The organism is Enterobacter sp. DC1 (assembly GCF_000568075.1).
Lineage (GTDB): Bacteria > Pseudomonadota > Gammaproteobacteria > Enterobacterales > Enterobacteriaceae > Enterobacter > Enterobacter asburiae.
The window spans coordinates 1,092,661-1,117,841 of record NZ_AZUA01000001.1 but is presented as its reverse complement, the minus strand read 5'-3'; the positions used below and the strand labels follow the sequence as shown (position 1 = coordinate 1,117,841).

Sequence of the window (25,181 nt, the reverse complement as noted above, 5' to 3'; positions counted from 1 at the left end):
GTTTTGCAGTTAGCGAGTGGAACTCTCCCAATGCGGGATCGCAATTTTGATGACATCGCGGAAAAGTTTTCGCGCAACATTTATGGCACCACGAAAGGGCAGCTCCGTCAGACGATCCTCTGGCAGGATCTGGACACCATTCTGGCCACCTTTGGTGGGCAAACGTTGCGCGTGCTGGACGCCGGTGGCGGTGAAGGGCAGACGGCGATAAAAATGGCCGAGCGCGGTCATCACGTCACGCTTTGCGATCTTTCTGCTGAAATGGTCGCCCGCGCGACGCGTGCTGCAGAAGAGAAAGGTGTGAGCGACAACATGCATTTTATACAATGCGCCGCTCAGGACATCGCGCAGCATTTGGAAACCCAGGTTGATCTGATATTGTTTCATGCGGTGCTGGAGTGGGTCGCCGATCCGCAAAGCGTGTTACAAACCCTGTGGTCGATGTTGCGCCCGGGCGGCACGCTGTCGCTGATGTTCTACAATGCTAACGGCTTCCTGATGCACAACATGGTTGCAGGAAACTTCGACTATGTGCAGGTCGGGATGCCCAAAAAGAAAAAGCGCACGCTTTCCCCGGACTATCCGCGCGATCCACAGCAGGTTTATGGCTGGCTGGAAGCGATTGGCTGGCAGATCGTCGGGAAGACGGGCGTCAGGGTGTTTCATGATTATCTGCGTGAAAAACACAAACAGCGTGACTGTTTTGACACCTTAACAGAATTAGAAACGCGGTATTGCCGTCAGGAGCCTTTTATCAGCCTTGGCCGCTATATTCACGTCACCGCGCACAAGCCGCAGATGCAAGGATAACCTATGAGTGAATTTTCCCAGACAGTCCCCGAACTGGTTGCCTGGGCCAGGAAAAACGATTTCTCCATCTCGCTGCCGGTAGACAGACTCTCTTTCCTGCTGGCGGTTGCCACGCTGAACGGCGAACGGCTGGACGGTGAAATGAGCGAGGGTGAACTGGTGGATGCGTTCCGCCATGTCAGTGATGCGTTTGAGCAAACCAGCGAAACCATTAGCGTGCGTGCCAACAACGCAATCAACGATATGGTGCGTCAACGTCTGCTGAACCGCTTTACCAGCGAGCAGGCGGAAGGAAACGCCATCTATCGCCTGACGCCGCTGGGCATCGGCATCACCGATTACTATATTCGCCAGCGTGAATTTTCTACGCTGCGTCTTTCCATGCAGCTCTCGATCGTGGCGGGTGAGCTTAAGCGCGCCGCCGACGCGGCGGATGAAAACGGTGACGAATTCCACTGGCACCGTAACGTCTACGCGCCGCTGAAATATTCGGTGGCCGAGATTTTCGACAGTATCGATCTCACCCAGCGCCTGATGGACGAACAGCAGCAGCAGGTGAAAGACGATATCGCCCAGCTGCTGAATAAAGACTGGCGAGCGGCCATCTCCAGCTGTGAACTTCTGCTGTCAGAAACCTCCGGCACGCTGCGTGAGCTCCAGGATACGCTGGAAGCCGCAGGGGACAAGCTGCAGGCCAACCTGCTGCGCATCCAGGACGCGACGCTGGCGCACGACGATCTGCATTTTATCGACCGCCTGGTCTTCGATCTGCAGAGCAAGCTTGACCGCATTATCAGCTGGGGCCAGCAGTCGATCGACCTGTGGATCGGCTACGACCGACACGTGCATAAATTTATCCGTACCGCGATTGATATGGATAAAAACCGCGTCTTTGCTCAGCGTCTGCGTCAGTCGGTGCAGACCTATTTCGATGCGCCGTGGGCTTTGACCTACGCCAATGCCGATCGTCTGCTGGATATGCGCGACGAAGAGATGGCGCTGCGCGATGAAGAGGTGACCGGTGAACTGCCACCGGATCTGGAATACGAAGAATTTAACGAAATTCGCGAGCAGCTTGCGGCGATGATCGAAGAACAGCTCGCTGTCTACAAAACCAGACAAGTGCCGCTGGATCTTGGTCTCGTGGTGCGCGACTATCTGGCGCAATATCCACGCGCGCGCCACTTCGACATTGCCCGCATAGTGGTTGACCAGGCGGTGCGCCTGGGCGTCGCGCAAGCAGATTTCACCGGACTGCCGCCGAAGTGGCAGCCAATTAACGATTACGGAGCCAAGGTACAGGCGCATGTCATTGACAAATATTGAACAAGTGATGCCGGTTAAGCTGGCACAGGCGCTGGCGAATCCGTTATTTCCGGCGCTGGACAGCCAGCTGCGTGCCGGTCGTCACATTGGCTTAGACGAGCTGGATAATCACGCCTTTTTGATGGACTTTCAGGAGTACCTGGAAGAGTTTTACGCACGCTATAACGTGGAGCTTATCCGCGCGCCGGAAGGGTTTTTCTACCTGCGCCCGCGCTCTACGACGCTGATTCCGCGTTCCGTGCTCTCCGAGCTGGATATGATGGTCGGCAAAATTCTCTGCTACCTCTACCTCAGCCCGGAGCGTCTGGCAAATGAAGGGATCTTCACCCAGCAGGAACTTTACGACGAGCTGTTGACGCTGGCTGATGAGAGCAAGCTGCTCAAGCTGGTAAACAACCGCTCCACGGGGTCGGATCTTGACCGTCAAAAATTACAGGAAAAGGTTCGCTCTTCCCTGAACCGTCTGCGCCGTCTGGGGATGGTCTGGTTTATGGGCCACGACAGCAGCAAATTCCGCATTACGGAATCTGTCTTCCGCTTCGGCGCCGACGTGCGTGCGGGCGATGACGCGCGTGAAGCGCAGCTTCGCATGATCCGCGACGGTGAAGCGATGCCGGTGGAAAACCATTTGCAGCTCAATGACGAGCATGAAGAGAATCTGCCGGATAGCGGGGAGGAAGAGTAATGATTGAACGCGGTAAATTTCGCTCACTGACGCTGATTAACTGGAACGGCTTCTTTGCCCGAACGTTCGATCTGGATGAGCTGGTCACGACGCTCTCCGGCGGTAACGGTGCGGGTAAATCCACCACCATGGCAGCCTTTGTTACGGCGCTGATCCCTGACCTCACGCTGCTTCACTTCCGTAACACCACCGAAGCGGGGGCAACAAGCGGCTCCCGTGATAAAGGTCTGCACGGTAAGCTGAAGGCCGGCGTCTGTTATTCGGTTCTGGACGTCATTAACTCCCGTCATCAGCGCGTGGTGGTGGGCGTGCGCCTGCAGCAGGTCGCCGGTCGCGACCGTAAAGTGGATATCAAACCGTTTGCGATCCAGGGCTTGCCGACCTCCGTACAGCCGACGGCGCTGCTGACGGAAACCCTGAACGAACGTCAGGCGCGCGTGCTGACGCTGCAGGAGCTGAAGGACAAGCTCGAAGCCATCGAAGGCGTGCAGTTCAAGCAGTTCAACTCCATTACCGAATACCACTCGCTGATGTTCGATCTGGGCGTGGTGGCGCGTCGTCTGCGCACCGCATCAGACCGTAGCAAATACTACCGTCTGATCGAAGCGTCTCTGTACGGCGGTATCTCCAGCGCGATTACCCGCTCCCTGCGCGACTACCTGCTGCCGGAAAACAGCGGCGTGCGTAAGGCCTTCCAGGATATGGAAGCGGCGCTGCGTGAAAACCGCATGACGCTGGAAGCGATTCGCGTTACCCAGTCTGACCGCGACCTGTTTAAACACCTGATCAGCGAAGCCACCAACTACGTTGCGGCGGACTACATGCGCCACGCCAACGAGCGCCGCGTGCATCTCGATCAGGCATTAGAATACCGCCGCGAGCTGTTTACCTCCCGTAAACAGCTGGTGGCCGAGCAGTACAAGCACGTCGAAATGGCGCGCGAGTTGGGCGAGCACAACGGTGCTGAAGGCGACCTGGAAGCCGACTATCAGGCCGCCAGCGATCACCTGAACCTGGTGCAGACCGCGCTGCGTCAGCAGGAAAAAATCGAGCGCTATGAAGCGGATCTCGATGAGCTGCAGATTCGTCTCGAAGAGCAGAATGAAGTGGTGGCTGAAGCCGCCGACATGCAGGAAGAGAACGAAGCCCGCGCCGAAGCGGCCGAGCTGGAAGTGGATGAGCTGAAAAGCCAGCTTGCCGATTACCAGCAGGCACTTGACGTGCAGCAGACGCGAGCGATTCAGTACAATCAGGCACTGCAGGCGCTACAGCGTGCAAAAGAGCTGTGCCATCTGCCTGACCTGACGCCGGACAGCGCCGACGAGTGGCTGGATACCTTCCAGGCCAAAGAGCAGGAAGCCACCGAGAAACTGCTCTCCCTCGAACAGAAAATGAGCGTCGCGCAAACGGCGCACAGCCAGTTTGAGCAGGCTTATCAGCTGGTGGTCGCAATTAACGGCCCGCTGGCGCGTAGCGAAGCCTGGGACGTTGCCCGCGAACTGCTGCGCGACGGTGTGAACCAGCGCCATCTGGCCGAGCAGGTTCAGCCGCTGCGTATGCGTCTGAACGAGCTGGAGCAGCGCCTGCGCGAGCAGCAGGAAGCCGAGCGTCTGCTGGCGGAATTCTGCAAGCGTCAGGGAAAAAATTACGATTTCGACGAGCTTGAGGCCCTGCATCAGGAGCTGGAAGCGCGTATTGCGGCCCTGTCCGATACCGTATCAAACGCCAGCGAACAGCGTATGACCCTGCGTCAGGAGCTGGAGCAGATTCAGTCCCGTTCGAAGACGCTCCTGGAGCGAGCGCCGGTCTGGCTGGCGGCTCAAAGCAGCCTGAATCAGCTCAGCGAGCAGTGCGGCGAGCAGTTCGAATCCAGTCAGGAAGTGACCGAATACCTGCAGCAGCTGCTGGAGCGCGAGCGCGAAGCCATTGTTGAGCGTGACGAAGTGGGCGCCCGCAAGCGCGACGTCGATGAAGAAATTGAGCGCTTAAGCCAGCCGGGCGGGTCAGAAGATCCGCGCCTGAATGCGCTAGCCGAGCGTTTTGGCGGCGTGCTGCTGTCCGAGATTTATGACGACGTTGGCCTTGACGATGCTCCGTACTTCTCCGCGCTGTACGGTCCATCCCGCAACGCGATTGTGGTCCCGGATCTGTCGCTGATTTCTGATCAGCTTGCCGGCCTGGAAGATTGTCCGGAAGATCTCTATCTGATCGAAGGGGATCCGCAGTCGTTCGATGACAGCGTATTCAGCGTCGACGAGCTGGAAAAAGCGGTCGTGGTGAAAATCGCCGACCGTCAGTGGCGTTATTCCCGCTTCCCTGAGCTTCCGCTGTTTGGCCGCGCCGCGCGCGAAAGCCGCATCGAAAGCCTGCACGCCGAGCGTGAAACGCTTTCTGAACGTTTTGCGACCCTGTCGTTTGACGTGCAGAAAACCCAGCGTCTGCACCAGTCGTTCAGCCGCTTTATCGGCAGCCATCTCGCCGTGGCGTTTGACGCGGATCCGGAAGCCGAAATCCGCAAGCTCAATACCCGCCGTGGCGAGCTGGAACGTGCGATTGCAAGCCATGAAAGTGATAACCAGCAAAGTCGCGTTCAGTTTGAACAGGCAAAAGAGGGCGTTGCTGCCCTTAACCGCATTCTGCCGCGCCTGAATCTGCTGGCGGATGACACGCTGGCTGACCGTGTGGATGAGATCCAGGAGCGTCTGGATGAAGCGCAGGAAGCCGCACGTTTCGTTCAGCAGCACGGCAATCAGCTGGCGAAGCTGGAGCCCGTCGTGTCTGTCCTGCAGAGCGACCCGGAACAGTTCGAGCAGTTAAAAGAAGATTATGCATGGTCGCAGCAGGTGCAGCGCGAAGCGCGTCAGCAGGCGTTTGCCCTGACGGAAGTGGTGCAGCGTCGCGCGCACTTTGGCTACTCCGATTCGGCTGAAATGCTGAGCGGTAACAGCGATCTGAACGAAAAACTGCGCCAGCGCCTTGAGCAGGCGGAGGCGGAACGTACTCGCGCCCGCGAAGCGATGCGCAGCCACTCCGCTCAGCTGAACCAGTACAACCAGGTGCTGGCCTCGCTGAAAAGCTCCTTCGATACCAAGAAAGAGCTGTTAAACGACCTGCAGAAAGAGCTTCAGGACATCGGCGTTCGTGCCGACAGCGGTGCAGAAGAGCGCGCGCGTATTCGTCGTGACGAGCTGCATTCTCAGCTCAGCAATAACCGCGCGCGTCGCAATCAGCTGGAAAAAGCGCTGACCTTCTGCGAAGCGGAAATGGATAACCTGACCCGTCGCCTGCGCAAGCTGGAGCGCGACTACTTTGAGATGCGCGAGCAGGTCGTGACCGCCAAGGCGGGCTGGTGCGCGGTAATGCGCATGGTGAAAGACAATAACGTTGAGCGTCGTCTGCACCGCCGCGAGCTGGCGTATCTCTCTGCCGATGAGCTGCGTTCCATGTCGGATAAGGCGTTGGGTGCGCTGCGTCTGGCGGTGGCGGATAACGAACACCTGCGCGACGTGCTCCGTATGTCGGAAGATCCAAAACGTCCGGAACGTAAAATCCAGTTCTTCGTGGCGGTTTACCAGCACCTGCGCGAGCGTATTCGTCAGGACATCATCCGTACCGACGATCCGGTTGAAGCCATCGAACAGATGGAAATCGAGCTGGGTCGCCTGACGGAAGAGCTGACCTCCCGCGAGCAGAAGCTGGCGATCAGCTCCCGCAGCGTGGCGAACATCATTCGTAAAACCATTCAGCGCGAACAGAACCGTATTCGCCAGCTGAACCAGGGTCTGCAGAGCGTGTCGTTTGGCCAGGTGAACAGCGTGCGCCTCAACGTCAATGTGCGTGAAGCCCACGCGACGCTGTTGGAAGTGCTGTCTGAACAGCACGAGCAGCATCAGGATCTGTTCAACAGCAACCGTCTGACCTTCTCCGAAGCGCTGGCGAAGCTGTATCAGCGCCTGAACCCGCAGATTGATATGGGGCAACGTACGCCGCAAACCATCGGTGAAGAGCTGCTGGACTACCGTAACTACCTGGAAATGGAAGTTGAGGTAAACCGTGGCTCAGACGGCTGGCTGCGTGCGGAATCCGGGGCGCTCTCTACCGGTGAAGCGATCGGTACCGGGATGTCAATTCTGGTGATGGTCGTACAGAGCTGGGAAGATGAAGCGCGCCGCCTGCGCGGCAAAGACATCTCGCCGTGCCGACTGCTGTTCCTGGATGAGGCGGCGCGTCTTGATGCCCGCTCAATTGCTACGCTGTTCGAGCTTTGCGAACGTCTCGATATGCAGCTCATTATCGCGGCGCCGGAGAACATCAGTCCCGAGAAGGGCACTACCTACAAACTGGTGCGTAAAGTGTTCCAGAACAGCGAACACGTTCACGTTGTCGGTCTGCGCGGCTTTGCGCCGCAGCCGCCGGAGTCATTGCCGGAAACCACGGCGGACGCTTCCTGAAGCATGTTCTGACCCGAAGCGGCGCACTGGCGCCGCTTTTTTTTTTAAACTTAACTTGTGCTTGGGGCTGCGTTATCTTTAAACTTCTTTACATAAGGTAAGGCAACAGCTTAGCCGTCTACCTATAATGAAAGAAAGCCCCAACGTGATGGGCATGTCGTGAAAACAGGGGGCAAGGGATGTTGCTAAAGAAAGAATGTGGTCGTCAGCTGTCTGCGCTGAGTTTATGCCTGGCAGTGATGTTTGCTCCACTGTTAACCGCCCAGGCCGACGAGCCTGAAATTGTGCCGACTGACAGCTCTGCAACGACAGGCGCGCAGCCAACGTCGTTGTCCCAGCCGCTGGACCAGTCTCCGGCGACGGCTATCATGGCCGGAATTAAACCGCTGCCGGAAGGCATCGACGCGGAATCGCTCAGTCAGCAGCTGCAGTCGGGACTGCCGTCAGGCTACACGCCTGTCTATATCAATCAGCTCACGCTCCTCTATGCCGCACGCGATATGAAACCGATGTGGGAAAACCGCGATGCTGTGCGCGCCTTCCAGCAGCAGCTGGCGGAAGTCGCGATTGCAGGGTTTCAGCCGCAGTTTACAAAGTGGGTTGAGCTGTTAACCGACCCTGCCGTTACCGGGCAGGCGCGTGACGTGGTGCTTTCCGATGCCATGATGGGCTACCTGCAGTTCGTGGCGGGTATTCCGGTCAATGGCAACCGTTGGCTGTACAGCGATAAGCCGTACAAGCTGGCGACGCCGGCGCTGTCGGTGATTAACCAGTGGCAGTTAGCGCTAGATAACGGCGAACTGCCGCGCTTTATTGCCAGCCTGGCACCGGCGCATCCACAATATGCCACTCTGCACCAGTCGCTCCTCGCGCTGGTGGGGGACTCGCGTCCATGGCCGCAAATGCGCGGTACCGCGACGCTGCGTCCGGGGCAGTGGAGCAGCGATGTGCCCGCCCTGCGCGAGATCCTGGTGCGCTCCGGTCTTCTTGACGGCGGGCCAAAGATTGCTCTTCCGGGTGATGATCCACAAAGCGTCGCCATCAGCCCATCAGCGCCAGTAAAAGAGAAGAAAGCCGATGTCCTGAGCAGCAAACCTGCGGCTTACGATCGCGAGCTGGTTGCGGCCGTTAAACAGTTCCAGGCCGCTCAGGGACTGGGAGCCGATGGCGTCATTGGCCAGACAACTCGCGACTGGCTGAACGTATCGCCTGCGCAGCGGGCAGGGGTGCTGGCGCTCAATATCCAGCGTTTGCGCTTGCTGCCGGGAACGCTCTCTACCGGGATTATGGTAAACATCCCGGCGTATTCCCTGGTCTATTATCAGGATGGTAGCGAAAAACTGGCGTCGCGCGTGATTGTCGGGCGTCCGGATCGTAAAACACCGATGATGAGCAGCGCGCTGAATAACGTGGTGGTTAACCCGCCGTGGAACGTACCGCCGACCCTGGCGCGAAAAGACATACTGCCGAAGGTCTGGAACGATCCGGGTTATCTGGAACGTCATGGCTATACGGTGATGCGGGGATGGAACAGTAAAGAGGCCATCGATCCTTATATGGTCGACTGGTCGACGATCACTGCGTCGAATCTGCCGTTCCGTTTCCAGCAGGCTCCCGGGGCGCATAACTCGCTGGGACGCTACAAGTTCAATATGCCGAGTTCAGAAGCTATCTACCTGCACGATACGCCGAACCACAACCTGTTCCAGAAAGATACTCGCGCGCTGAGTTCTGGCTGCGTGCGCGTGAACAAAGCTTCGGAGCTGGCCAATATGCTGCTGCAGGATGCGGGATGGAACGATACGCGCATCTCGGATGCCCTGAAACAGGGGGATACGCGTTACGTTAATATTCGCCACAATATTCCGGTCAATCTTTACTATCTGACGGCGTTTGTGGGCGAGGACGGACGTACCCAGTATCGTACAGATATTTACAATTATGATCTCACCGCGCGATCCGGCGCACAAATTTTGCCAAAAGCGGAACAATTAATCAGGTAAATGAAGTAGTTCGGGAAAAATGATTGTCGTAAGTTATGGTGAATAGGGGGCTATATCGCTGCAAGCCGCATATTCACTGGGGTTGGGCGCCTTGACGTACCTGGTTTTGCCAGTTATGGTGCCCTTCGTGCGCTAAGCATATTACGATTTCTTTTACCTGTAGACCTGATTATCATGGACAAATTTGACGCTAATCGCCGCAAACTGCTGGCGTTAGGTGGCGTTGCGCTCGGCGCAGCGGCCATCCTGCCGACGCCAGCATTTGCCACCCTCTCGACACCTCGTCCGCGAGTTTTAACGCTCAACAATCTTCATACCGGTGAGTCGCTAAAAGCGGAGTTTTTCGATGGCAGAGGCTATATTCAGGATGAATTAGCAAGACTTAACCATTTTTTCCGTGATTTCCGCGCGAATAAAATAAAAGCCATCGATCCAGGACTGTTTGATCAGATTTTCCGCCTTCAGGGCCTGCTGGGCACCAGCAAGCCGGTGCAGCTCATATCTGGCTATCGCTCGATTGATACCAACAATGAACTGCGCGCCCACAGCCGCGGGGTAGCGAAAAAAAGCTATCACACGAAGGGACAGGCAATGGATTTCCATATTGAAGGCGTTTCGTTAGCCAATATTCGCAAAGCCGCGTTATCTATGCGCGCAGGTGGTGTAGGATATTACCCCAGCAGCAACTTTGTGCATATTGATACCGGTCCGGTTCGGCACTGGTAATAACGAAACACAGGAGCAGTATGAACTATCGTATTATTCCGGTTACCGCGTTCTCCCAGAATTGTTCATTGATCTGGTGCGAACAGACTAAACTGGCCGCGCTTGTCGATCCCGGCGGTGACGCTGAGAAAATCAAGCAGGAAGTCGCAGCAAGCGGCGTCACGCTGATGCAGATTTTACTCACACATGGTCATCTTGACCATGTAGGTGCTGCGGCTGAACTGGCTGAACACTACGGTGTGCCGGTGATTGGCCCGGAAAAAGAAGATGAGTTCTGGCTGCAGGGGTTACCCGCCCAAAGCCGCATGTTTGGCCTTGATGAGTGTCAGCCCCTGACGCCCGATCGCTGGCTGAACGAAGGAGAGCGCGTTAACGTAGGGAATGTGACTTTACAGGTGTTGCATTGTCCTGGGCATACGCCAGGCCATATCGTCTTCTTTGATGACCAGTCCCGTCTGCTGATTTCCGGCGATGTGATCTTCAAAGGTGGCGTAGGACGCAGCGATTTTCCGCGCGGCGACCACGGGCAGCTGATTCAGTCGATTAAACAAAAGTTATTGCCGCTGGGTGATGACGTTACGTTTATCCCTGGGCACGGTCCGATGTCGACGCTGGGCTATGAACGGCTCCATAACCCGTTCCTTCAGGATGAGATGCCTGTCTGGTAACGAGAATAAAAAAAAGCCTGCATAACGCAGGCTTTTTTATGGGCGCAAATTACAGTACGGCGACAATCGCTTCGCACAGTGGCGCCATGTTGTCAGGCGTCATGCCAGCAACGTTCACGCGCCCAGAGGCCACGGCGTACACGCCAAACTCTTCACGCAGACGCAGAACCTGCTCTTTGGTCAGGCCGCTGAACGAGAACATGCCGTTCTGTTTGATGATAAAGCTGAAGTCGCGGTCCGCGCCTTTCTCAGCCAGGGTGTTCACAAACAGCAGGCGCATGCGCTGAATACGCTGGCGCATATCGTTCAGCTCTTGTTCCCAGATAGCGCGTAGCGCATCGTTGCTCAGGATAGTGGCAACAACAGACGCACCGTGTGCCGGTGGGTTAGAGTAGTTAGCGCGGATAACCGATTTCATCTGGCTGAACGCGCGATCGACGGTCTCTTCGTTAGCGGCAACCAGCGTACAGGCGCCTACGCGCTCATTGTACAGACCGAAGTTCTTGGAGTAAGAGCTTGCGACAATCAGCTCCTGATGCACGGCTGCAAACGCGCGCAGACCTTCGGCATCTTCTTCCAGACCACGGGCGAAGCCCTGGTAGGCAAAGTCAAACAGCGGCAGCCAGCCTTTTTCTACGGACAGCTTCGCCAGGTGTTCCCACTGCTCAAGCGTCGGGTCGATCCCGGTTGGGTTGTGGCAGCAGCCGTGGAACAGCACCACGTCACCTGCCTGCGCTTCGCTCAGGCTTGCCAGCAGGCCGTCAAAGTCGAGAGCGTGGTTTGCCGCGTCGTAGTAAGCATATTCACGCACTTCCAGACCCGCAGAGTTAAAGACGCTCTTGTGGTTTGGCCAGCTTGGGTTGCTCACCCATACGCGCTTAACAGAGGTGTTTTTCGCCAGGAAATCCGCCGCCACGCGCAGCGCACCGGTACCGCCTGGGGTCTGTGCTGTACGAGCGCGTTTGTCACTCACAATTGCGCTGCCTTTACCGAACAGCAGCTCCTGGGTGCAGCGACCAAATTCAGGGATACCATCAATACCGAGGTAGTTTTTGGTGGTTTCGTTTTCCAGCAGATACTGCTCAGCTTTCTTAACGCTGGTCAGTACAGGAGTTTTGCCGGTTTCATCTTTATATACACCAATACCCAGGTTGATTTTGCCAGGGCGGTCGTCGGCACGAAACAGATCGGCCAGGCCCAGAATAGGGTCGGCAGGAGCGGCGGTAATGTTCTCAAACATGACGAAGTTCCATTGTGATTACAGAAGTGAAATCCGCTATCAGGTTAACGGTAGATTTACAAAATGCCAACCGTTTGCGACGAAAAGCGTGCGGCTTTTCAAAAGTCGCCATTATTTTCTGTCACGCATAAAAAAACAGGGCCGAAGCCCTGTTCATTAAGCATATAACAAAGTGGTGTTCTGATTAGAACTGGTAAGTCACACCTACAGCAGCCATATCGTCGTTGCCGTTCAGGCCGCCAACAGCTTTCGCGTAGTCGGAGTCTTTGTCCAGCAGGTTGATGTAGTAGTCAGCCCACACGTTGAAGTTCTTGTTGAAGTAGTAAGTGGTACCAACCTGGATGAATTTAGCCAGGTCTGCATCGCCACCGCTGAAGCCATTGACGGCAGCCAGGTCTTTACCTTTGGTCTGCACGTAGGAAATGGCTGGGCGCAGGCCGAAGTCGAACTGGTACTGAGCAACCACTTCGAAGTTCTGCGTTTTGTTAGCGAAGCCAGCGTCACCGTTAGAACCGGTACGAGTGGTGTTACGGGTTTCTGCATAGGTGGTTGCCAGGTAGATGTTGTTAGCGTCGTATTTCAGACCAACACCCCATGCTTCAGCTTTATCACCTTCTCCATCAGCTTTCTGGTTCAGAGTACGGTTAGCGTTGCTGTAAGATGCGATTGCACCGAAGCCTTCGCCGAAGTCGTAACCCAGAGAGTAGCCTACGCCGTCACCGTTAGAGGTTTTAACGTCAGTACGGTCGTTTTTGCCCTGGTACTGAACGCCCAGGCTCAGGCCGTCAACCAGACCGAAGAAGTTGCTGTTACGGTAGGTCAGCAGACCGGTGCTACGGCTGGTCATAAAGTTATCAACATAGTTACCGCCCCAGGTCATACCAGAGAAGGACGGCGCCATATCGGTGTATGATTCTACGTCGTAAACGATACCGTAGTTACGACCGTAGTCGATGCTGCCAGCATCGCCCGCTTTCAGGCCAGCGAATGCCAGACGGTTTTTGTTAGTCTGAGTACCATTTTCAGCCTGGTTGGCCAGGAAACGGTATTCCCACTGGCCGTAACCGGTCAACTGGTCATTGATCTGAGTTTCGCCTTTGAAACCGATCTGCGCGTAGGTAGCGTCGTTATTGTTGGTGTTATCACCGGAAGTCACGAAATCGTGCTCGGCGTTAACTTTACCGTAGAAGTCCAGTTTGTTGCCGTTCTTGTTATAGATTTCTGCAGCGTTAGCTGCACCGGCTACCAGCAGGGCAGGGATTACCACTGCCAGAATATTGCGCTTCATCATTATTTATTACCCTCATTGGTTTTTTTATGACACTCGCCACTGCCGTCAATAAATTCTGTCAATAAATATTTCCGGAACTATTGATGAGAGTTTGGTGTCTTTATGTATCTGACAGGCATCTTTCCATTCGGCGAAGCGTTTCGCTAGCCTGAAAGTGCTACAATTCTCAAGATTAAGTAACAAAAAGAAATTATGTGTAACTAAATATGTATTTTTGGGAACTTTGTGAACCACCTCAAACTTCAGACCAGTCTGGCGAATTAAACGACAAAACCTATCCTATATATATGAATTGCTTATGATTAATTGAGATAAAGGTGATTAGTATAAACAGATGTTAAACGACTCTGTTTTTCTTATGACCTCAAAAAGACTTCTGGATGGCTGTAAAAGTGGTTGAAATTTGTGCTATCGCTTGAGGGTGTAATAATCGCAATAAGAATGGGGTTTATTTTTTGTGGCTGGATATTTCGCGGAAACAAAACGTAACAGGTAGTGGTTGTGACGGGGTGAAGGTTTAAAGACGCTGACTTTGCGCTGACGAAAACTGACAATGCAGAATAAAATAATGGCCAGCAAATGCTGGCCATTTCAGTCTTGTACCGATTAGAAGCTGGCGTTACGTGGAGTGCGTGGGAAAGGAATCACGTCGCGTACGTTCTGAACACCGGTAACGTAGGCAATCAGACGCTCGAAGCCCAGACCAAAACCGGCGTGCGGTACGGTACCGTAGCGACGCAGATCGCGGTACCAGCTGTAGTCAGCTGGGTTGAGCCCCATCTCTTCCATACGCGCGTCCAGCACGTCAAGACGCTCTTCACGCTGAGAGCCACCGATGATTTCACCAATGCCCGGCGCCAGTACGTCCATCGCTGCCACGGTTTTACCGTCTTCGTTAAGGCGCATATAGAAGGCCTTGATGTCTTTCGGGTAGTTTTTAACGACCACTGGCGCTTTGAAATGCTTCTCGGCCAGATAGCGTTCGTGCTCAGACGCCAGGTCAACGCCCCAGTAAACCGGGTTCTCGAACGTCTCACCGCATTTCTCGAGGATCGCCACCGCGTCGGTATAGTCCACCTGCGCAAAGTCGGCAGAGACGAAACGCTCCAGACGCGCCACAGCATCGCTGTCTACGCGTTCTGCGAAGAATTTCATGTCGTCAGGACGCTCTTCCAGCACCGCTTTGAACACATACTTCAGCATGGCTTCCGCCAGACCCGCAACATCGTCCAGGTCGGCGAAGGCTACTTCAGGCTCTAGCATCCAGAATTCCGCCAGGTGACGGCTGGTGTTGGAGTTTTCGGCGCGGAAGGTTGGGCCAAAGGTGTAGATCTTAGACAGCGCACAGGCGTACGTTTCGCCGTTGAGCTGACCAGATACCGTCAGGAAGGCTTCTTTACCAAAGAAGTCTTTGTCATAGTCCACTTTACCTTCAGGCGTGCGCGGCAGGTTTTCCATGTCCAGCGTCGAAACGCGGAACATCTCACCGGCACCTTCCGTATCGGACGCGGTGATCAGCGGGGTAGACACCCAGAAGTAACCCTGCTCGTCGAAGAAACGATGCAGCGCCTGCGCCAGCGTATGACGCACGCGCGCCACCGCACCAATCAGGTTGGTACGCGGACGCAGGTGGGCGACTTCACGCAGATATTCGATGCTGTGGCGTTTTGCCGCCATCGGATAGGTGTCCGGATCTTCAACCCAGCCGGTGACTTCAATCGCAGTGGCCTGAATTTCGAAGCTCTGGCCCTGGCCCGGTGATGCCACAACCACGCCGGTAACAATGACGGAGCAACCCGTTGTCAGGCGCAAAACGTCATCATTGTAATTGGGCAGAGAATTATTAATGACGGCCTGTACAGGATCAAAGCAGGAACCGTCATAGACGGCAAGGAAGGAGATGCCAGCTTTAGAATCTCGGCGGGTACGCACCCATCCGCGCACGGTGACTTCCTGGTCAACGGCGACACGGCCCTGGAGTACGTCGGCTACAGGCACAACGCTCATAATATTCTCTCTGTTAATAGTCGGAAAAAATAAACACTTGTCCACCCTTATGGGGGGATATCTATGTTACCTGCCATCCGCTATCAGACAAGTAAATTTCGCAGTCAAAAGAGAAGAATTGAGAAATAAATAAGAAGAAGGGAGCCATAAAGGCTCCCGTAAGCGCTTAACTGGCTTTTTTGATCAAGGGGAGGTCGAACGCTTTACGCAATGCGCGGACAAACGCTTTGTCATGGCAGATGGTTTTACCCGGGCTGTCGGAGAGTTTCGCCACCGGCTTGCCGTTACATTCCACCAGTTTGATGACGATATTCAGAGGTTTTACCTGAGGAATATCGCAGGTCAGACGGGTACCAATCCCGAAGCTCAGGTTCACACGGGTATTGAAATGGCGATAGAGGTCGACCGCTTTCGCCAGGTCGAGATTATCCGAGAAGACCAGCACCTTGCTCATCGGATCGATGCCGAGTTTCTCGTAATGGGCAATGGCTTTCTCGCCCCATTCAACCGGATCTCCGGAGTCGTGGCGTAACCCCTGGTAACGTTCAGCGAACTCGGGACCAAAGTCGCGCAGGAAGGCATCCATCGTAATACAGTCGGTGAGGGCGATCCCGAGCTGATTCGGGTACTCCTCTAGCCATGCGGCAAGCGCCGCGCGCTGGCTGTTAGCCAGGTCGGGGCTGATCTGCTGATGCGCCTGGAACCACTCGTGTGCCTGGGTGCCCATTGGCGTCAGGCCGAGGCGGCGTGCCAGATCGTAGTTGCTGGTGCCAACGAACCACGGCTCATGCTGCAGACGTTTAACGATGGCCTCCTGAACGTCACGTGAGAAACGGCGACGCGTGCCAAAGTCCATCAGGCGGAAGCGGGACATGTCCAGGCCTTCGGTCAGCGTAGAGAAGGCAGCGAGTTTATTTTCCAGCGCGGCAACCGCCTGCTCGACGCCCGTTTCAGGCGAACGGTAGCGGTGAGCCAGTTCACTGATCACCGCCAGAAGCGGCACTTCCCACATGATCACTTCCCGCCACGGACCTTCAAGGCGAATATCCAGCTTGCCGTTATCGTTAAGCACGGTGACCTGCTCCGGCTTATAGCGGAAATCGCGCAGCCAGTTCAGGTAGTCGGCTTTGAAGAAAGGCAGGCCAGAAAGCCACTGATATTCCTCGTCCTGCAGCGTCAAATGCTGCATAGCATTGACCTGTTCACGAATGGCGTCTGCGTAGATACCAAGCAAGTCGTCGCCACGACAGCGGAATTCCGCCGCGACATGAACGTCATAGTAATGGTGGAAAACGGCTTGCTGCATATGCAGTTTATACGCGTCGGTATCCAGCAACGTATGCAGAACTGGAGAAGCGAATTGAGTCATAGGTGCGCAGTAGCATCCTCTCACAGGAGCGTTTAGTACAATAAACAACTCCGGAGTATACCTTGTTTAGTGATTTATTGAACCCCGATCACAACATAAGCGCGTTTTATGGTCGAGGGCATTTTGTGCCCCGTGTTATACAAATGTAGCAAAAAAAGGTTTTGACCCTGAAAAGATGAACATTCTGCATAGCGCGTTTTGCGCAACAGGAATATATTGAAACGTTACTCGACAAACGATGCATAAGGTTTTCTATGACACAACAGCCACAAGCCAAATACCGCCACGACTACCGTGCGCCGGATTACCTGATTAGCGAAATCGATCTGACTTTTGACCTGGATGCCACAAAAACCGTTGTCACGGCGGTGAGCCAGGTGACGCGCCACAGCGCAACTGCGGTGCCGCTGCGTCTGGATGGTGAAGACCTGACGCTGGTCTCCCTGCACATTAATGATGAAGCCTGGTCAGACTATAAAGAAGAAAACAACCAGCTGGTCATCGACAACCTGCCGGAACAGTTTACGCTGCGCATCGTGAATGAAATCAGCCCGGCCGCCAACACCGCGCTGGAAGGGCTTTACCAGTCGGGCGTGGCGCTGTGTACCCAGTGTGAAGCGGAAGGGTTCCGCCACATTACGTGGTATCTCGACCGTCCGGACGTCCTGGCGCGCTTCACCACAAAAATCATCGCCGATAAAACTCTGTATCCCTTCCTGCTCTCCAACGGTAACCGCGTAGGCGAAGGCGAGCTGGAGAACGGCCGTCACTGGGTGCAGTGGCAGGATCCCTTCCCGAAACCGTGCTACCTGTTTGCGCTGGTGGCGGGGGATTTCGACGTGCTGCGCGACACCTTCAAAACGCGCTCAGGCCGCGAAGTGGCGCTGGAGCTGTTTGTTGACCGCGGCAACCTTGACCGTGCGCCGTGGGCGATGACCTCACTCATCAACTCCATGAAGTGGGACGAGGAGCGCTTCGGCCTCGAATATGATCTCGACATCTATATGATCGTCGCCGTCGATTTCTTTAACATGGGCGCAATGGAGAACAAAGGCCTTAACGTCTTTAACTCCAAATACGTGCTGGCGCGTACCGATACCGCAACGGACAAAGACTACCTCGATATCGAACGCGTCATCGGCCACGAATATTTCCACAACTGGACCGGTAACCGCGTTACCTGCCGTGACTGGTTCCAGCTGAGCCTGAAAGAGGGCCTGACCGTCTTCCGCGATCAGGAGTTCAGCTCCGATCTGGGTTCACGCGCGGTGAACCGCATCAACAACGTGCGCACCATGCGTGGTCTGCAGTTTGCGGAAGATGCCAGCCCAATGGCGCACCCGATCCGCCCGGATAAAGTCATCGAGATGAACAACTTCTACACCCTGACGGTGTACGAGAAGGGCGCTGAAATTATCCGCATGATCCACACCCTGCTGGGCGAGGAGAACTTCCAGAAAGGGATGCAGCTGTACTTCGAGCGTCATGACGGCAGCGCGGCCACCTGCGACGATTTTGTGCAGGCGATGGAGGATGCCTCTAATGTCGATCTTTCTCACTTCCGCCGCTGGTACAGCCAGGCCGGTACGCCAGTTGTCACCGTCAAAGATGATTACAACCCGGAAACCGAGCAGTACACCCTGACCATCAGCCAGCGCACGCCGCCGACGGCGGAGCAGGAAGAGAAATATCCGCTGCATATTCCGTTCAGCATTGAGCTGTACGATAACGAAGGTAAAGTTATCCCTCTCCAGAAGGGCGGCCACCCGGTACACCACGTGCTGAACGTGACCCAGGCCGAGCAGACCTTTATCTTCGATAACGTCTACTTCCAGCCGGTGCCTGCGCTGCTGTGCGAATTCTCCGCGCCGGTGAAGCTGGAATACAAGTGGAGCGATCAGCAGCTGACGTTCCTGATGCGTCACGCGCGTAACGACTTCTCCCGCTGGGATGCAGCGCAAAGCCTGCTGGCGACCTACATTAAGATCAACGTAAACCGTCATCAGCAGGGCCAGCCGCTGTCGCTGCCTGTCCATGTGGCTGACGCGTTCCGCGCGATCCTGCTGGATGAGAAGATTGACCCGGCGCTGGCCGCTGAAATTCTGACCCTGCCGTCAGCGACTGAAATCGCCGAGCTGTTTGATATCATCGATCCGATTGCCATCGTGGCGGTGCGTGAAGCGCTGACCCGTACGCTGGCTGCAGAACTGGCCGATGAGTTCCTGGCCATTTATAACGCCAATAAGCTTGACGCGTATCGCGTTGAGCACGCGGACATTGGTAAACGTTCTCTGCGCAATACCTGCCTGCGCTATCTGGCGTTTGGTGAAACCGGGCTGGCGAACACCCTGGTGAGCAAGCAGTATCACGAAGCGGATAACATGACCGACGCGCTGGCCGCGTTGGGCGCAAGCGTTGCCGCCGAACTGCCGTGCCGCGATGCGCTGATGCAGGAGTACGACGACAAGTGGCATCAGGATGGCCTGGTGATGGACAAGTGGTTCATCCTGCAGGCGACCAGCCCGGCGGCCGATGCGCTCAGCAACGTGCGCAGCCTGCTGAAGCATCGCTCCTTTACCCTGAGCAACCCAAACCGCGTGCGTTCCCTGATTGGCGCGTTTGCCAGCAGCAACCCGGCGGCGTTCCACGCCGAAGACGGCAGCGGTTATCAGTTCATGGTGGAAATGCTGACCGAGCTGAACAGCCGTAACCCGCAGGTGGCGTCCCGCCTGATAGAGCCGCTGATCCGTCTGAAACGCTACGACGCGAAGCGTCAGGCGAAGATGCGTGCCGCGCTTGAGCAGCTGAAAGGGCTGGAAAACCTGTCTGGCGATCTGTACGAGAAGATTGCTAAGGCACTGGCCTGATGTAAAAAATGCCGGTGGGCAAATAAACGCAAAACGGCAACCTCGGTTGCCGTTTTTTTGTTTTCTCCCTCTCCCCGTGGGAGAGGGCCGGGGTGAGGGCATCAGGCATTAGCCTTGGCTCGCTGTAACTCCGTCCCCCCGCGCTTCATCACCCGATCCAATACCTCAGCTTCCAGCTCTGCCAGCCTTGCCGAGCCCACGCGGCGAGGGCGCGGAAGATCCACCGTCAGATCCAGACCTATTTTCCCGTCCTCAATTAACAGTACACGGTCAGCCATCGCGACGGCCTCGCTCACGTCATGCGTCACCAGCAGTACCGTAAAGCCGTGCGCCTGCCACAGGGATCCAATCAAATCCTGCATTTCGATCCGCGTCAGGGCGTCGAGCGCGCCGAGCGGTTCATCAAGCAACAACAGGCCCGGACGGTGAATCAGCGCGCGCGCCAGCGCCACGCGCTGCTTCTGCCCACCCGAGAGGGCTGCCGGCCATTCGCCCGCACGATTTTCCAGCCCAACGGCGGCCAGCGCCTGGCGGGCTTCATCCCGCCAGCTGCCCTTCAGACCGAGCCCGACATTGTCGATAACCGTTTTCCACGGCAGCAGGCGTGCATCCTGAAACATCATGCGGGTATCGTCCTGAATATTCGAAAGCGGCGTCGTTCCTGCCAGAATGTCACCGCCGTTGGGGGCTTCCAGTCCGGCCAGAAGGCGTAGCAGGGTACTCTTGCCGCCGCCGCTGCGCCCGACAACGGCCACAAATTGCCCGGCGGGAATATGCAGATCCAGCCCGTTAAGAATGGTGTTTTCGCCGTAGCGTTTGGTCACGCCGTTCAGCAGTAACGGTGTTCCCTGGTTCAGTCGTGCAGTATTCATGCTTTCGCCTCCTGAAGGGTGTAGGCCGGGTTCCAGCGCAGCCAGCTGCGCTCCAGCCACTGGGCGCTAACGTCGGCGAGTTTGCCGAGCAGGGCATACAGGATGATGGCAACTACCACCACGTCCGTTTGCAGGAACTCGCGGGCGTTCATCGCCAGGTAGCCTATGCCTGAGTTGGCCGAGATGGTCTCCGCCACAATCAGCGTCAGCCACATCAGGCCGAGCGCAAAACGCACCCCGACCATAATGGAGGGCAGGGCGCCCGGCAGGATCACGTGTATAAAGAGGGAAAAACCCGTTAAGCCGTAGCTGCGCGCCATCTCCACCAGACCGCGATCGATATTGCGGATCCCGTGCCAGGTGTTGATGTAGATCGGGAACAATGTGCCCAGCGCCACGAGGAAGATCTTGGCGCTCTCATCAATACCAAACCACAGGATAACCAGCGGGATCAGCGCCAGATGCGGCACGTTGCGCAGCATCTGAATGGAAGTATCCAGCAGCCGCTCGCCCCAGCGGGAAAGGCCGCTGATCAAGCCCAGTACCAGACCGATGCTGCCGCCGATGGAAAAACCAATCACGGCGCGCCATGAGCTGATCGCCAGATGCTGCCACAGCTCGCCGCTCACGCTCAGCGACCAGAACGCTTCTACGACGCCCTCCGGAGAGGGCAGAATGCGGCTCGACAGCCAGCCGGTGGACGACGCGAGCTGCCAGAGAGCCACAATGCCGACGGGTAAAAACCACGGCGCCGCGCGCAGCAGCCATTTTTGTGAGGTGGCAGACATGGTCACTCCTTAGCTCTGTGCGGCTTTGCGTGGAATAAACTCGTTCGCCACGGCTTCGCCCTGAAGCTGAAGCCGCTGCGGCTGCGGAATTTCCGGAATGGCAACATCCAGATGCGGGAACAACAGCTCGCCTACCTTGTACGCCTCTTCCAGATGCGGGTAACCGGAGAGAATAAAGCTGTCGATACCCAGCTCGGCGTATTCATTGATACGCGCGGCTACGGTCGGACCGTCGCCGACCAGCGCCGTGCCCGCACCGCCGCGCACCAGGCCGACGCCCGCCCACAGGTTCGGGCTGATCTCCAGGTTCTCGCGCTTGCCGTTGTGCAGGGACGCCATTCGGTGCTGTCCGACGGAGTCGGTTTTGGCAAACGCGGCCTGCGCCCTGGCAATGGTCTCATCGTCCAGATGAGAAATCAGGCGGTCGGCGGCCTGCCAGGCTTCTTCATTGGTTTCGCGCACGATCACGTGCAGGCGAATACCGAAGCGCACCTTACGGCCATGGGCGGCCGCCTTAGCGCGTACCTGAGCAATTTTTTCTTTCACCAGTTCAGGCGGTTCTCCCCAGGTCAGATAGAGATCGACCTGCTCTGCTGCCAGATCCTGGGCCACATCCGACGATCCGCCAAAATAGAGCGGCGGGCGCGGCTGTTGCACCGGCGGGAAGTAGAGTTTCGCGTCGCGAACGTGAATATGCTTGCCTTCAAAGGTAACGGTTTCACCTTCCAGCAGACGTCGCCAGACGCGGGTGAACTCGGCGGAGGCTTCATAGCGCTCGGTATGGTCGAGGAACACCCCATCGCCCGCCAGCTCCTGCGGATCGCTGCCCGTCACCAGGTTAAACAGGGCTCGACCGTTGGACAGCCTGTCCAGCGTTGCCGCCTGACGCGCCGCCACGGTGGGGGAGACAACGCTCGGGCGTAACGCAACCAGGAACTTCAGACGCTGGGTGACCGGGATCATCGACGCGGCTACCAGCCAGGCATCTTCACATGATCGTCCGGTTGGGATCAGCACCCCGGTGAAACCGATTCGGTCCGCCGCCTGCGCAATCTGCTGCAGGTAGCCATGGTCAACCGGGCGCGAGCCCTCTTCTGTACCAAGATAGTGTCCATCACCGTGGGTGGGTAAAAACCAGAAAAGATTCAGACTCATGATTTAGCTCCTTCTTTGCCTGCGGGCTGCCAGATGCGTTCGCGAATAGTGACCTGTTTTGGCACCAGGTGGTTTTGATAGAAAAGGTCAGCCGTTTGTTGCTGAAGCGCGGCGACGTGCGCGTCCACGGGCGTAATGGTGGTCGGCGGACGGTGGTTGAGATAGCTCGCGATCACCGGCTCAGGTAAGCCCATGGTTTTCGCCAGCAGGGCAATGCTCTCCTGACGCTGGGTCTGGGTCAGCGCATCGGCCTGGGTAAAGGTATCCAGTACGCCCTGAATAAATGCACCGTTCTTTTCCGCATAAGGACGCGCGGCCAGGTAGAACGAGCCGGTCTGCTTCAGCGTGGTACCGTCTTTCAGCACGCGAACGCCGCCCTGCAGCAATGCGGCGGAGTAGTACGGATCCCAGATGGCCCAGGCATCAACGTTCTTCTGCTGGAACGCGGCGCGCGCGTCGGCAGGCGTCAGGTAAACAGGTTGAATGTCAGTGAACTTGAGCCCGGCTTCTTGCAGGGCACGCAGCAGCAGGTTGTGTGAGCTGGAGCCTTTCTGGAAAGCCACTTTATGCCCTTTAAGGTCGGCGACGCTTTTAATGTCGCTGTTTTCAGGCACCAGAATCACTTCGGCCTTCGGTTTGGGCGGCTCAACGCCAACATAGACGAGGTCCGCTCCCGCCGCCTGGGCGAATATCGGCGGAATATCACCCGTGCTGCCGAGATCGATACTGCCCACGTTCAGGGCCTCCAGCATCTGCGGGCCAGCCGGGAACTCCACCCACGAGAATTTGGTGTCCGGGAAGCGTTTTTCCAGAAGCTGGTGGCTTTTCGCCAGCACCATGCTGACGCTGCCTTTCTGATAGCCAATGCGCAAACTTTCCGGAGCCGTTTCTGCGGCATGGGCCAGCGAAGTAAGCGCCATCAGACCTGCCAGGCCGATGCGGGTTAACGTTTTAAACATGTTCGACTCCTTGAGGCTGACCAAACGCCGGGGCCTGGATATCCCTGCGGTGCAGAGCATGCCAGAAGGTTTCCAGGGCAGTATCGAGGCGGGTTTGCAGGTTCGGCGTAAAATGAGGTTTATGTTGATAATCGATAACCTGGGAGTCATCTGCGAAAACGCCGTGGAGGATCTCCTGCGCTTTCAGCGCGTTCAGCACCGGCTTCAGGGCATAATCCACGGCCAGTAAATGAGCAACCGTACCGCCCGTTGCCAGCGGCAGTACGACTTTGCCGTCCAGCGCGCGTTCCGGAAGCAGATCGAGCAGGGTTTTCAGCGCCCCGGAAAAAGAGGCTTTATAAATGGGCGTGGCCACAATTAAACCGTCAGCGCCGTTAAGCTGCTCGATGAGCGTTTTAAGCGCAGGGCTGTCGAAACGGGCATAGAGCAGATCTTCAGGTTCGAAGTTATGCAGGTTCCAGTGGCACACTTCCACATCCAGGGCATTGAGTTTTTCGCGGGCATATTCCAGCAGGGCGCTGGAGCGCGAAGGGAATCGTGGACTTCCGGCCAGGGTAATGACGCGCATACTTCCTCCTTATAACTAATTGTTTGCTTTTATCTAACATTCATAACAATTTTAAGGAGTGTGACACCGCGCGGTTATTCCACTAAATGATTTATCTGCAATTAAAATGCGAAAAAGTGCATAAGAAATAGACGGCAAGGTAAACGATTGCGTTTTGCGCTGATTTTTTGCCGCAGGTCAATTCCCTTTCGCGCGTGGATCGCCCATAATCCCCTCCCGGTTTGCACACCGGGAATCCAGGAGAGTTCATGTACTACCCCTTCGTTCGTAAAGCCCTTTTCCAGCTCGACCCTGAGCGCGCTCATGAATTTACATTCCAGCAATTACGTCGTATTACCGGAACGCCGCTGGCCGCTCTGGTGCGTCAGAATGTGCCGGAAAAACCTGTGCAGTGCATGGGTCTGACCTTTAAAAATCCGCTGGGTCTGGCGGCCGGTCTGGACAAAAATGGCGAGTGCATTGATGCCCTGGGCGCGATGGGCTTTGGCTCCATTGAAATCGGCACCGTCACGCCGCGCCCGCAGCCGGGAAATGACAAGCCGCGCCTGTTCCGCCTGGTTGAAGCCGAAGGGCTGATCAACCGCATGGGCTTTAATAACCTCGGTGTTGATCACCTGGTTGAGAACGTAAAAAAAGCCCATTTTGACGGGATATTAGGCATCAATATCGGCAAAAATAAAGACACGCCGGTAGAGCAGGGTAAAGATGACTATCTGATTTGTATGGAAAAAGTCTACGCCTATGCCGGTTATATCGCGGTGAATATTTCTTCACCCAATACCCCGGGGCTGCGTTCCTTACAATATGGTGAAGCGCTGGACGATCTTCTGAGTGCCATTAAAAATAAACAAAATGAACTCCAGACGATCCACCATAAATATGTTCCGGTCGCGGTTAAGATCGCCCCGGATCTTTCTCCTGAAGAATTGATCCAGGTTGCCGACAGTTTGGTTCGCCATAATATTGATGGTGTTATTGCAACCAATACTACCCTCGATCGCTCCCTCGTGCAGGGAATGAAAAACTGTGACGAAGCGGGTGGGTTAAGTGGACGTCCGGTGCAATTAAAAAGCACCGAAATTATTCGCGCCCTGTCTGCGGAATTAAAAGGACGTCTGCCGATTATTGGCGTCGGCGGCATTGACTCAGTGATTGCTGCGCGCGAGAAGATGGCGGCGGGTGCATCACTGGTGCAAATCTATTCCGGCTTTATTTTTAAAGGACCGCCGCTGATTAAAGAAATCGTTACTCATATCTAATCTTTTCTCTTAATCAGACAACCAGGGCTTTATTTCCAGCCCTGGTTGTTTTATATTCCGTCACTGTTGCTTATTTAGTCATTATAGTCTTTTATTAATGGTGTTATAAACGAGGCGGCAAACAGGACATTTTTAGT

18 protein-coding genes are annotated in these 25,181 nt (G+C 55.9%); 9 read left to right on the top strand and 9 right to left on the bottom strand.

The genetic code is table 11. From position 1 onward, the window contains the following. The first annotated feature begins 30 nt into the window (after window positions 1-30). The 7 genes from cmoM (at window position 31) to P346_RS16110 (ending at window position 10,669) form a co-directional block, all read left to right on the top strand. The gene (gene cmoM / locus P346_RS16080; RefSeq protein WP_023311004.1) at window positions 31-810 is read left to right on the top strand and encodes a tRNA uridine 5-oxyacetic acid(34) methyltransferase CmoM; all 780 of its coding nucleotides are present in this window, start codon (window positions 31-33) and stop codon (window positions 808-810) included. Between the two features lie 3 nt (window positions 811-813). After that, the gene (gene mukF / locus P346_RS16085; protein ID WP_023311005.1) at window positions 814-2,136 is read left to right on the top strand and encodes a chromosome partition protein MukF; all 1,323 of its coding nucleotides are present in this window, start codon (window positions 814-816) and stop codon (window positions 2,134-2,136) included. Continuing rightward, on the top strand, window positions 2,117-2,821 hold the full coding sequence (gene mukE, locus P346_RS16090; RefSeq protein ID WP_008499954.1) for a chromosome partition protein MukE: 705 nt from the start codon (window positions 2,117-2,119) through the stop codon (window positions 2,819-2,821). Before mukF ends, mukE begins: the two co-directional genes overlap by 20 nt. Then, window positions 2,821-7,272 carry a chromosome partition protein MukB gene (mukB, locus tag P346_RS16095; protein WP_032658189.1) on the top strand — a complete coding sequence of 1,484 codons (4,452 nt, stop codon included), beginning with the start codon at window positions 2,821-2,823 and terminating at the stop codon, window positions 7,270-7,272. Before mukE ends, mukB begins: the two co-directional genes overlap by 1 nt. Before the next feature lie 179 nt (window positions 7,273-7,451). Next, window positions 7,452-9,275 carry a L,D-transpeptidase gene (ldtD, locus tag P346_RS16100; RefSeq protein WP_032658188.1) on the top strand — a complete coding sequence of 608 codons (1,824 nt, stop codon included), beginning with the start codon at window positions 7,452-7,454 and terminating at the stop codon, window positions 9,273-9,275. A gap of 174 nt (window positions 9,276-9,449) precedes the next feature. Continuing rightward, entirely contained in the window at window positions 9,450-10,001 is a 552-nt protein-coding gene (locus tag P346_RS16105; protein ID WP_023335137.1) for a YcbK family protein, read from the top strand. A 20-nt stretch (window positions 10,002-10,021) separates the two neighbouring features. Next, window positions 10,022-10,669 (top strand): MBL fold metallo-hydrolase, encoded by a 648-nt coding sequence (locus P346_RS16110; RefSeq protein WP_023311009.1) that lies wholly within the window; start codon window positions 10,022-10,024, stop codon window positions 10,667-10,669. A gap of 49 nt (window positions 10,670-10,718) precedes the next feature. Here P346_RS16110 and aspC read toward each other — a convergent pair whose 3' ends face one another. The 4 genes from aspC to pncB all read right to left on the bottom strand — a co-directional run bounded on the left by aspC (window position 10,719) and on the right by pncB (window position 16,576). Further along, window positions 10,719-11,909, bottom strand: a complete 1,191-nt coding sequence (gene aspC / locus P346_RS16115) for an aspartate transaminase (RefSeq protein WP_032658186.1) — start codon at window positions 11,907-11,909, stop codon at window positions 10,719-10,721. 184 nt (window positions 11,910-12,093) lie between these two features. After that, window positions 12,094-13,200: a porin gene (locus tag P346_RS16120; RefSeq protein ID WP_032658185.1), complete on the bottom strand. Its 1,107-nt coding sequence runs from the start codon at window positions 13,198-13,200 to the stop codon at window positions 12,094-12,096. A 606-nt stretch (window positions 13,201-13,806) separates the two neighbouring features. Then, window positions 13,807-15,207, bottom strand: coding sequence for an asparagine--tRNA ligase (gene asnS, locus P346_RS16125; RefSeq protein WP_032658183.1), 1,401 nt, complete (start codon window positions 15,205-15,207; stop codon window positions 13,807-13,809). 166 nt (window positions 15,208-15,373) lie between these two features. Then, window positions 15,374-16,576, bottom strand: coding sequence for a nicotinate phosphoribosyltransferase (gene pncB, locus P346_RS16130; protein ID WP_032658182.1), 1,203 nt, complete (start codon window positions 16,574-16,576; stop codon window positions 15,374-15,376). A gap of 254 nt (window positions 16,577-16,830) precedes the next feature. Between pncB and pepN the strand changes: the two genes are divergently transcribed. Further along, entirely contained in the window at window positions 16,831-19,443 is a 2,613-nt protein-coding gene (gene pepN, locus P346_RS16135) for an aminopeptidase N (RefSeq protein WP_032658180.1), read from the top strand. 101 nt (window positions 19,444-19,544) lie between these two features. Here the strand turns inward: pepN and ssuB are convergent, their stop codons facing one another. The 5 genes from ssuB to ssuE are packed head-to-tail and all read right to left on the bottom strand — an operon-like array spanning window position 19,545 to window position 23,785. Further along, complete coding sequence (gene ssuB, locus P346_RS16140) at window positions 19,545-20,315, bottom strand: aliphatic sulfonates ABC transporter ATP-binding protein (protein ID WP_032658179.1); 771 nt, start codon at window positions 20,313-20,315, stop codon at window positions 19,545-19,547. After that, window positions 20,312-21,103: an aliphatic sulfonate ABC transporter permease SsuC gene (ssuC, locus tag P346_RS16145; RefSeq protein WP_032658177.1), complete on the bottom strand. Its 792-nt coding sequence runs from the start codon at window positions 21,101-21,103 to the stop codon at window positions 20,312-20,314. Before ssuC ends, ssuB begins: the two co-directional genes overlap by 4 nt. A 9-nt stretch (window positions 21,104-21,112) precedes the next feature. Beyond that, window positions 21,113-22,258, bottom strand: a complete 1,146-nt coding sequence (gene ssuD / locus P346_RS16150) for an FMNH2-dependent alkanesulfonate monooxygenase (protein ID WP_032658175.1) — start codon at window positions 22,256-22,258, stop codon at window positions 21,113-21,115. Next, window positions 22,255-23,217: a sulfonate ABC transporter substrate-binding protein gene (locus tag P346_RS16155; protein WP_032638812.1), complete on the bottom strand. Its 963-nt coding sequence runs from the start codon at window positions 23,215-23,217 to the stop codon at window positions 22,255-22,257. Before P346_RS16155 ends, ssuD begins: the two co-directional genes overlap by 4 nt. Then, window positions 23,210-23,785 carry an NADPH-dependent FMN reductase gene (gene ssuE, locus P346_RS16160; RefSeq protein WP_032658173.1) on the bottom strand — a complete coding sequence of 192 codons (576 nt, stop codon included), beginning with the start codon at window positions 23,783-23,785 and terminating at the stop codon, window positions 23,210-23,212. Before ssuE ends, P346_RS16155 begins: the two co-directional genes overlap by 8 nt. A gap of 248 nt (window positions 23,786-24,033) precedes the next feature. Between ssuE and pyrD the strand changes: the two genes are divergently transcribed. After that, entirely contained in the window at window positions 24,034-25,044 is a 1,011-nt protein-coding gene (gene pyrD / locus P346_RS16165) for a quinone-dependent dihydroorotate dehydrogenase (RefSeq protein WP_023311019.1), read from the top strand. Window positions 25,045-25,181 lie beyond the last annotated feature (137 nt).

What these genes read in the sequence shown, in the direction of transcription:
- cmoM (WP_023311004.1), top strand. Translation starts at nt 31, where the DNA reads ATGCGGGATCGCAATTTTGATGACATCGCGGAAAAGTTTTCGCGCAAC.
- mukF (WP_023311005.1), top strand. Translation starts at nt 814, where the DNA reads ATGAGTGAATTTTCCCAGACAGTCCCCGAACTGGTTGCCTGGGCCAGG.
- mukE (WP_008499954.1), top strand. Translation starts at nt 2,117, where the DNA reads ATGTCATTGACAAATATTGAACAAGTGATGCCGGTTAAGCTGGCACAG.
- mukB (WP_032658189.1), top strand. Translation starts at nt 2,821, where the DNA reads ATGATTGAACGCGGTAAATTTCGCTCACTGACGCTGATTAACTGGAAC.
- ldtD (WP_032658188.1), top strand. Translation starts at nt 7,452, where the DNA reads ATGTTGCTAAAGAAAGAATGTGGTCGTCAGCTGTCTGCGCTGAGTTTA.
- P346_RS16105 (WP_023335137.1), top strand. Translation starts at nt 9,450, where the DNA reads ATGGACAAATTTGACGCTAATCGCCGCAAACTGCTGGCGTTAGGTGGC.
- P346_RS16110 (WP_023311009.1), top strand. Translation starts at nt 10,022, where the DNA reads ATGAACTATCGTATTATTCCGGTTACCGCGTTCTCCCAGAATTGTTCA.
- aspC (WP_032658186.1), bottom strand. Translation starts at nt 11,909, where the DNA reads ATGTTTGAGAACATTACCGCCGCTCCTGCCGACCCTATTCTGGGCCTG.
- P346_RS16120 (WP_032658185.1), bottom strand. Translation starts at nt 13,200, where the DNA reads ATGATGAAGCGCAATATTCTGGCAGTGGTAATCCCTGCCCTGCTGGTA.
- asnS (WP_032658183.1), bottom strand. Translation starts at nt 15,207, where the DNA reads ATGAGCGTTGTGCCTGTAGCCGACGTACTCCAGGGCCGTGTCGCCGTT.
- pncB (WP_032658182.1), bottom strand. Translation starts at nt 16,576, where the DNA reads ATGACTCAATTCGCTTCTCCAGTTCTGCATACGTTGCTGGATACCGAC.
- pepN (WP_032658180.1), top strand. Translation starts at nt 16,831, where the DNA reads ATGACACAACAGCCACAAGCCAAATACCGCCACGACTACCGTGCGCCG.
- ssuB (WP_032658179.1), bottom strand. Translation starts at nt 20,315, where the DNA reads ATGAATACTGCACGACTGAACCAGGGAACACCGTTACTGCTGAACGGC.
- ssuC (WP_032658177.1), bottom strand. Translation starts at nt 21,103, where the DNA reads ATGTCTGCCACCTCACAAAAATGGCTGCTGCGCGCGGCGCCGTGGTTT.
- ssuD (WP_032658175.1), bottom strand. Translation starts at nt 22,258, where the DNA reads ATGAGTCTGAATCTTTTCTGGTTTTTACCCACCCACGGTGATGGACAC.
- P346_RS16155 (WP_032638812.1), bottom strand. Translation starts at nt 23,217, where the DNA reads ATGTTTAAAACGTTAACCCGCATCGGCCTGGCAGGTCTGATGGCGCTT.
- ssuE (WP_032658173.1), bottom strand. Translation starts at nt 23,785, where the DNA reads ATGCGCGTCATTACCCTGGCCGGAAGTCCACGATTCCCTTCGCGCTCC.
- pyrD (WP_023311019.1), top strand. Translation starts at nt 24,034, where the DNA reads ATGTACTACCCCTTCGTTCGTAAAGCCCTTTTCCAGCTCGACCCTGAG.